This is a genomic window from Geodermatophilus amargosae, from assembly GCF_041028265.1.
GTDB classification, from domain to species: domain Bacteria; phylum Actinomycetota; class Actinomycetes; order Mycobacteriales; family Geodermatophilaceae; genus Geodermatophilus; species Geodermatophilus amargosae_A.
Genome location: NZ_JABGCW010000052.1, coordinates 1 through 289, shown reverse-complemented (window position 1 = coordinate 289; position 289 = coordinate 1). Strand labels below are relative to the sequence as shown.

Below are 289 nucleotides of genomic sequence, written 5' to 3'. Positions count from 1 at the left end.
CTCCGGTCCTCTCGTACTAGGAGCAGCCCCCCTCAGTTCTCCAGCGCCCACGGCAGATAGGGACCGAACTGTCTCACGACGTTCTAAACCCAGCTCGCGTACCACTTTAAATGGCGAACAGCCATACCCTTGGGACCTACTTCAGCCCCAGGATGTGATGAGCCGACATCGAGGTGCCAAACACCGCCGTCGATATGAACTCTTGGGCGGTATCAGCCTGTTATCCCCGGAGTACCTTTTATCCGTTGAGCGATGGCCCTTCCATTCAGAACCACCGGATCACTATGAC

1 rRNA gene is annotated in these 289 nt (G+C 56.4%); it reads right to left on the bottom strand.

The annotated features are described in order from the left end of the window. A 23S ribosomal RNA gene (locus tag HLV61_RS23160) occupies positions 1-289 on the bottom strand; the annotation flags it as partial.